This is a genomic window from Phyllobacterium sp. P5_D12 (assembly GCF_054049495.1).
The window spans coordinates 1-7846 of sequence record NZ_JBFUMG010000196.1; the positions used below are offsets into that span (position 1 = coordinate 1).

The window sequence follows — 7846 nt, forward strand, 5'->3', positions numbered from 1 at the left end:
GTTTGGTATGATAGCCAAGGTCGAACTTCTCGCGGATCGTCACTTCGGGCAGGGCAGCGCGCACATCGGCGTCGGCGAGCAATTCTTCGAGGAAATCGGCGCCGTGTTCCCATACTTTCATGGCGTTGCGTTGCACCAGACGATAGGAATCCTCGCGGGAAACGCCGGCTTGGGTCAGCGCAAGAAGGACCCGCTGCGAGTGGATCAATCCGCGGAACTTGTTCATGTTTTTCAACATGTTGTCCGGATAGACCAACAGCTTCTCGATAACGCCGACCATACGCGCCAGCGCAAAATCCAGGGTGATCGTCGCGTCAGGGCCGATCATGCGCTCGACCGAAGAGTGCGAAATATCGCGTTCGTGCCACAGGGCGACATTTTCCATCGCTGGCAGGGCAAACGCGCGGACCATGCGGGCGAGCCCGGTCATGTTTTCGGTCAGCACTGGGTTGCGCTTGTGCGGCATGGCCGATGAGCCCTTTTGGCCGGGCGAAAAATACTCTTCCGCCTCCAGAACCTCGGTGCGCTGCAGATGGCGGATCTCGACGGAGAGGCGCTCGACAGACGAAGCGATGACACCAAGGGTTGCAAAGTACATGGCGTGACGATCACGTGGGATCACCTGCGTCGAAACCGGTTCTGCCTGCATTCCCAATGCCTTGGCGACATGTTCTTCCACGCGCGGGTCGATATTGGCGAAGGTGCCGACAGCGCCGGAGATAGCGCAAGTTGCAATCTCCGCGCGTGCCGCGACGAGACGACGACGGCAGCGTTCGAACTCGGCATAGGCCTGCGCCAGCTTGACGCCGAAGGTGGTCGGTTCGGCGTGGATGCCATGGCTGCGGCCGATTGTGACCGTGTCCTTGTGCTCGAAAGCCCGCTTTTTCAGGGCCGCCAAAAGCTTGTCCAGATCRCTCAAAAGGATATCGCTGGCGCGCATCAATTGCACATTGAAACAGGTGTCGAGTACGTCCGACGAAGTCATGCCTTGATGCACAAAACGCGCGTCCGGCCCGACGATTTCGGCTAAATGTGTAAGGAAAGCAATGACATCGTGCTTGGTCTCGCGCTCGATCTCGTCGATGCGATCGATGTCGAAAGTGGCTGCACCGCCCTTTTCCCAGATGGTTTTGGCCGCTTCCTTCGGGATGACGCCAAGCTCCGCCAGCGCGTCGCAGGCATGCGCCTCGATTTCGAACCAAATGCGGAATTTCGTTTCCGGGGACCAGATGGCGACCATTTCGGGACGCGAATAGCGCGGTATCATGTGTTTTCCTGTTCTTTTAGGCTTTAAACGCGGTCTATCAGAGCTAGGCCGATCACTCAACGCGCCATTTGGCGACTTTTTGCAATGGATGCGTCTATCGCTGCCTGGTGACCGCCAGCCAGCGATAGTCCGGGCCCTCAAATCCCGTTCCGCGCACTGCAATCATGACCGCGATTACCGGTTTTCCGCCGTCCGGATATAGGGTCTGGACCGCGCCGATACTATAGCCGAGCGGACAGCCGCGACTGGCAGGAACGGAGGCGTCTTCGTGGAGCATTTCGGGCTTGGCGTCAGGCTTGTCTTCAAGCAGCGTCAAGCGGAAGCCTTTGATTTCGCCCAGGTTTTGACAGGTTTCGCTCGGCGGGACGGCGATTTCTTCAAGTTGTATCGTGAGCGCTGCGTCAATCGCGGGAAATACGAATCGCGGGTTGATTTTCACCTTGAACGGGTCGGCCGAAAGCTCCGTAACAGGGTTCGATGCCACCGCATTGCCGGCATTGGCGCGCAGTTCTTCATCGCTGAGGGATGTGACGCCTTGTGCATCGCGGCCTACCTTGTCGCGGGCGTTTTCGAGTGACGAATTTTCGTCGTCGAGCCTGACCCGAACCGGCGTTTTGGCCAGAAACTTGTCGGTTGCCGTATCGATATAGAACCGGTTGGCGTAGGGGAAACCAGAGCCGTCCTGGACGCCATATTCCTCGAAGGCAAATGTGCCGCCTCCCTTGGAAAAGCCAATGATATCAAGCTTTGCGGCATCTCCAGCCCATGCCGCGACCGGCGAAGACGCAACGAGAAGGCTAAGAAAAACGCGGCGGAGTATCATTGCGATCCTTGGCGGATTGAACTGCGGATGAGGTCGATATTTGACCTATAAGCGGCTTCGCTTCCGCCTTTGTAAACAGCGGACCCGGCGACCAGCGCATTGGCGCCAGCACGTACTGCCAGCGCAGCCGTTTCAGCGGTAATGCCACCATCGACCTCGAGGTCGATAGGGCGTTCGCCGATCATCGCCTTGATTTTCTTGATCTTTTCAAGCGTTTCCGCAATGAATTTCTGCCCCCCAAAACCAGGATTGACGGTCATGACGAGGATGAGGTCGACGTCGTTCAGCACGTATTCGATAGCGGATTCCGGCGTCGCTGGATTGATGGCAACGCCTGCCTTCTTGCCGAGCGCCCGAACAGCCTGGAGCGAGCGGTGCAGGTGCGGTCCGGCTTCGGCATGGACTGTGATGATGTCAGAGCCTGCCTTGGCGAAAGCCTCGAGATAGGGATCGCACGGCGAAATCATCAAATGCGTATCGAAAACCGCGTCCGTCAGCGGCCGGATGGCTTTTACCACTTCCGGACCAAAGGTGATGTTGGGGACGAAATGTCCGTCCATTACATCGATATGGATCCAATCGGCGCCTGCCCGCAAAACAGAGTTTACTTCCGCGCCAAGTTTCGAAAAATCCGAGGCCAAAATGGAAGGTGATATGACGAGCGGACGGCTCATGATCTGTCTCCGGTAGAAATTCTGTGGGCGCCGGTTATCACGCGCGGCTGTATCGCACAATCGAAACTGTTCAGCGAAGTGATCGCCAGACCGGAAAGGGATCGTTATCCGCAGGCGTAGCGGCATGAACGCCTCGTGCTATGGCGCGCGCCATTGTTGAGGCCGCCGCGGCACAAAGGTCAATGAATTCAGCAATTTCTGGCGTTCTGCCGCTGGTTCCGGTGGCGAGGGCGAACACCAGATCACCGTCAAAAGGCGTGTGTGCCGGCCAGACTGCGCGGGAGTAACCATCATGGGCGGCAATGGCCAAGCGCTTGGCCTGAGCGCTCGTAAGGATCAGATCGGTAGCGATGACCCCTATTGTCGTGTTGGCATCCCGCGCCGCGTCGCTGAACTTGGTCCCGATTTCGGYGGCATCGGCAGGAAAGGGATGCGGCAGGCCAAGTCCGCCGAACTCGTTACCGATTTCGAAAGGCGCAGCCCAGAAATGCCTGCTTTTTCCGACGGTTACCATACCAAGCGCGTTGACCGCGACGAGGGCGCCGATGGTCACGCCACTTTCGAGGACTGACGAGGCTGAGCCCAGCCCGCCCTTCAACCCTTTGACAGTTGCTCCTGTCCCGGCGCCCACGGTCCCAAGTGTGAAATCGTTGGATGCCGACTGCGTTGCTTCATAACCAAGCTCACGATAGGGCGGGTAACGACCCCAATCCTTGTGGCCGCCATTCAGCAAATCGAAGAGAACGGCGCCCGGGACGATCGGAACACGCTGTGTTCCGACTTCAAAACCAATGCTCTCTTCTCGAAGGGCCGCCTGAACACCCGATCCGGCATCCAAACCGAATGCCGATCCGCCCGACAAAACCAGCGCGTTGACCTGCTCAACCGTGTTGTGCGGTTCAAGAAGATCGGTTTCGCGCGTGCCCGGTGCGCCGCCGAGCACCTTGACTGCCGCGGTTGCCGGGTTCTCGCATAACAAGACTGTACAGCCGGATTTGAGCTTGCTGTCGGAAGCGTTCCCGACTTTTAACCCAGCGACGTCAGTGATGAGGTTGCGTGGACCGGCCCTCAACATCAGTTGGTCTCCAGAACGAATTGATTTCCATCAAATTTCTGTAGGCGGTAAGTATCGGCGATACGCTCGCCTTTGGCATCGAATTGTATGGTGCCAAGCGCAGTTTCAAAGACATTGGTGCGCAGAATCTCTTGCAGGGATCCTGCCTGTGATTGCGCGGTGGTTAACGCCTGCATTGCCACTTCGGTCGCAGCATAAGCCGGTATCGTATAGCCTTCCGGCACTTTTCCGGCCAACTCGATCGTATTCTTGGCGTTTCGGGCACTCTCCAGAGTTTGTGGCTCGCGTGGTGCGATCATCAAAGTGCCGATGGCGAGCTCACTGCCATCGCCTGCCGCCTCAAGAGCCTCGCCACTGGCGATGACAAGTGCATAGTTCAGCGCCACGGCGCTTCGCCCTATGGCCGCAACATCGTCGCGTTCCCCGCCGATGAAAACCTGTGTGGCGCCTGCGCGTTTCAGCCGGCTCACCAGTGCATTTTGATTGTCGAGGCCGGGGCGATATGTATCGGCAAAGACCGGTTTCAGGCCTTTTTCCTCCAGACGGGCCCGTACACCTGCCGCAAGTTCACGCCCGAAGATCGTGCCGTCATCGATGATGGCAAACGGTTCCGAATGCCACAGCCCGGCGAGGATATCACCGGTTTCGTTGGCCTCATTGCGGCCAGATGGCGCGGTCCTGAAGACCGGATAAGGCTGATCGGCGCGCAGCTCGGTCAGTGTTTGCGCCCGTATTGCCGGGGTAATGATTGGAATGCCCTTCTGATTGAGTATGGGCAGAGCGGCTTCGAGCGATTCAGTGCAGAGAAAGCCAATGACTATCGCAACATCTGCCTGGACCAGCTGTTTTGCCGCCGCGTCGCCGCCTGCCGCGCTGCATTGGTCATCAGCCGTCGTAATTGACACCGCCTGGCCGCTCTTGTTCGCAGCCACCGCAATCGTCGCACCATCGACAACTTGCGTTCCAAGGCGCGCAGAGGGACCGGAAAGCGGCGCGATAACACCAATCTTGTCTTCCGCATGTGCGACACTTGCGACAGCTATGCAAAGGCCAAATGTTGCGGCGCGTATTGTGGGGTTCATTGCGAAAATGTCGTTTCCTCTTTGATGGGTAGTAGTTGCACGTTTTCGGTAGCTGTTTCCTTCATTCTTAGCAATCTCGCGCTATATAAAAGGAAGTTATCGGAAAATATGACCTGCCCCTATGGTTGAGACACATGTTGCGATAGTGATGGTTCGGACAACGGAAATAGAATAGTGCTAATTGCCAAAGATCAGAAAATAGAGCCGTTCGCATTTCGCAATGCCATGAGCCATTTTGCCGAAGCGGTTCATATCCTTACCACCGATGGTCCGGCAGGCCGCCGCGGCGTTACAATTTCGGCAGTATGCTCGGTTTCAGACAATCCGGCGACGATGCTCGTGTGTCTCAATCGCAATCATGACTTCAACCACCTGTTCATCGAAAATCAGGTTTTCGCACTGAATACGCTCTCGTTCCAACAGCAGGCACTTTCCGAAGCCTTTTCAGGCAAGGGCGATCTGTCCCAGCCGGACAGGTTTGCGCTCGGGCATTGGCAGACACTGCAAACCGGTGCTCCAGTGCTCGCCAACGCCTTGGCGAGCTTCGATTGCCGCATCATAGCTACACACGAAGTCGCAACGCATTATGTGATCTATGGTAAGGTCACCGCCCTCAATATGGGCGATCCTGGTCGTTCATTGATCTATCTCAATCGCTCCTATCACAGTGCAGGGGATTAGCGCCGGAGACGTCATGGCTGAACTGCCGCAATCGATCGAAGATGCGCTGGCCCTGCTCGAGGCTGGCGGATATGTCGCGGACCGTGCGTTGGCGACGGTGCTGTTCCTCAGCTTGCGAATGAAGAGACCCTTGTTTCTGGAAGGCGAGGCGGGCGTCGGAAAGACRGAGATCGCCAAAGTACTCGCGGCAACGCTGGACCGACCGCTGATCCGCCTGCAATGCTATGAAGGGCTCGACGTCTCTTCGGCTGTCTATGAATGGAACTATGCGGCGCAGATGATCGAGATTCGTCTCGATGAAGCGAGCGGCAAGGTTGATAAAAACGCCATAGAACGCAATGTTTTTTCGGAGAAATTCCTGATCAGGCGGCCGGTTCTGCAGGCGCTGTCGGGTAAACCGGGTAAGGCCCCGGTTTTTCTTATCGACGAGCTTGATCGAACCGATGAAGCCTTTGAAGCCTTCCTGCTCGAAGTGCTGTCGGACTATCAGGTCACGATTCCGGAACTTGGAACAATCCGTGCTGCCGAACCACCAATCGTCATCATAACGACCAATCGGACTCGCGAGATCCACGACGCACTGAAACGCCGGTGTCTCTACCATTGGGTAGACTATCCCTCCGCTGAACGGGAGCTTGAGATCGTCCGCCGCAAAGTCCCTGCGGCCAATGAACGCCTGTCGGATGAAATCGTCCGGTACGTGCAGAAATTGCGTGATCTGGATCTGTTCAAGCTACCGGGTGTCGCCGAAACGATCGACTGGGCGGGGGCCTTGACCGAAATGGACAAGTTGGCACTGGATCCGGAAACCGTATCCGACACGATCGGCGTTTTGCTCAAATATCAGGATGATATAGCCAGGATTTCCGGCGGCGAGGGGCGGCGAATACTCGATGAGGTCAAGGCCGAACTGAACGCGGCGTAACATGGAAACATTCGCCTCATCACCCGAGATAGCAAAGACGGAAAGCCGCCTTGCGGATAATATCGTCTATTTTGCCCGCACCTTGCGAAAGGCCGGTTTGCGGGTTGGCCCGGCTTCCGTCAGGGACGCGATAGAGGCGGTTTTGGCCGGTGGTATCGGCTCTCGGGATGATTTTTATTGGACATTGCACAGTGTGCTCGTCAACCGCCGCGAGGATCATGCGACATTCGATGAGGCGTTCCGGCTTTATTGGCGCTCCCGCGAGCTGATCGAGAAAATGCTGGCCATGTTCTCGCCCGTTGCCTTGGCGCGCGAACGATCGAAGCCAAGGGCTGCCGAAGCTCGCGTGGCCGAAGCGCTGTTCAAAGAAAGCTCGCGCAACCAGCCTGGAGAACTCCCGCCCGAGATCGATGTGGATGCACGTTTGACATTTTCCGGCAAGGAAGTGCTGCGGACCAAGGACTTTGCCCAGATGTCGGCCGATGAACTCAGCCAGGCGCGCCGGGCGATGGATGAGCTGACGCTACCCGTCGATGAAGTCGAGACGAGGCGTTTCCGCAGTGATCCCAAGGGCGCGCGTATCGATCCCAGAGCGATGATGCGCGCGAGCCTGCGGACCGGTGGTGATCTCATTTTACCGAAATTTCGCTCGCGTCGCGAAGTGTATCCGCCATTGGTCGTGCTTGCCGATATTTCGGGTTCTATGAGCCAATACACCCGCATTTTCCTGCATTTCATGCATGCGATGATGGCCAAGCGCCGCCGGGTCCATTGCTTCGTCTTTGGAACGCGCCTGAGCAACATCACGCGATCCCTGCGCTATCGTGACCCGGATGATGCGATCGCCCATTGCACGGGTGCTGTACAGGACTGGTCAGGCGGTACACGCATTGGCGAAACCCTGCGAGAATTCAATCGTCATTGGTCGAGACGCGTTCTCAGTCAGGGTGCGGTAGTGCTGCTCATCACCGACGGACTGGAGCGCGACAATACGAGCGGCCTAGAAGCGGAGATGGAGCGGCTATCGAAATCTTGCCGCCGGCTGATCTGGCTCAATCCCTTACTCCGATTTGAAGGTTTTGAGCCACGTGCCCGTGGTGTAAAAGCTATGTTACCCTATGTTGACGACTTCCGTGCTGTGCACAATATGGAGGCTTTGGAGGATCTGTGCCGGGCACTCAGCCGACCGAGTGGCACCGACGATGATCCGAAGCGCTGGTTGCACCAATATTGAAGTTTGTGGTACTGTCATACAATGCAAAATCCTACTGAACAAATACGTGATCCGTTGCTGATCGCCGAGAGCTGGATGGCTGAGG

General features: G+C 57.1%; 8 protein-coding genes. 3 read left to right on the top strand and 5 right to left on the bottom strand.

Annotated elements, in window-relative coordinates; genetic code table 11:
* From purB to ACXJ5O_RS14145, 5 genes are all read right to left on the bottom strand, one after another.
* Window positions 1-1267, bottom strand: a 1267-nt coding sequence (gene purB, locus ACXJ5O_RS14125) for an adenylosuccinate lyase (RefSeq protein WP_457300439.1), incomplete at its 3' end; no start/stop codon positions are given.
* A gap of 94 nt (window positions 1268-1361) precedes the next feature.
* Window positions 1362-2090, bottom strand: coding sequence for a DUF2259 domain-containing protein (locus ACXJ5O_RS14130; RefSeq protein WP_457300440.1), 729 nt, complete (start codon window positions 2088-2090; stop codon window positions 1362-1364).
* Window positions 2087-2764 carry a ribulose-phosphate 3-epimerase gene (gene rpe, locus ACXJ5O_RS14135; RefSeq protein ID WP_457300441.1) on the bottom strand — a complete coding sequence of 226 codons (678 nt, stop codon included), beginning with the start codon at window positions 2762-2764 and terminating at the stop codon, window positions 2087-2089. The genes ACXJ5O_RS14130 and rpe overlap by 4 nt, the downstream gene beginning before the upstream one ends.
* Before the next feature lie 70 nt (window positions 2765-2834).
* Window positions 2835-3839, bottom strand: coding sequence for a P1 family peptidase (locus ACXJ5O_RS14140; RefSeq protein ID WP_457300442.1), 1005 nt, complete (start codon window positions 3837-3839; stop codon window positions 2835-2837).
* The gene (locus tag ACXJ5O_RS14145) at window positions 3839-4921 is read right to left on the bottom strand and encodes a branched-chain amino acid ABC transporter substrate-binding protein (RefSeq protein ID WP_457300443.1); all 1083 of its coding nucleotides are present in this window, start codon (window positions 4919-4921) and stop codon (window positions 3839-3841) included. The genes ACXJ5O_RS14140 and ACXJ5O_RS14145 overlap by 1 nt, the downstream gene beginning before the upstream one ends.
* Window positions 4922-5146: 225 nt before the next feature.
* Here ACXJ5O_RS14145 and ACXJ5O_RS14150 point away from each other — a divergent pair, with 225 nt between their 5' ends.
* From ACXJ5O_RS14150 to ACXJ5O_RS14160, 3 genes are read left to right on the top strand one after another with little or no spacing between them, the layout of a single operon-like run.
* Window positions 5147-5602, top strand: a complete 456-nt coding sequence (locus ACXJ5O_RS14150) for a flavin reductase (protein ID WP_457300446.1) — start codon at window positions 5147-5149, stop codon at window positions 5600-5602.
* Between the two features lie 13 nt (window positions 5603-5615).
* Window positions 5616-6527, top strand: coding sequence for an AAA family ATPase (locus ACXJ5O_RS14155; protein ID WP_457300444.1), 912 nt, complete (start codon window positions 5616-5618; stop codon window positions 6525-6527).
* Window position 6528: 1 nt separating this feature from the next.
* Entirely contained in the window at window positions 6529-7761 is a 1233-nt protein-coding gene (locus ACXJ5O_RS14160; RefSeq protein WP_457300445.1) for a vWA domain-containing protein, read from the top strand.
* Window positions 7762-7846: the final 85 nt, after the last annotated feature.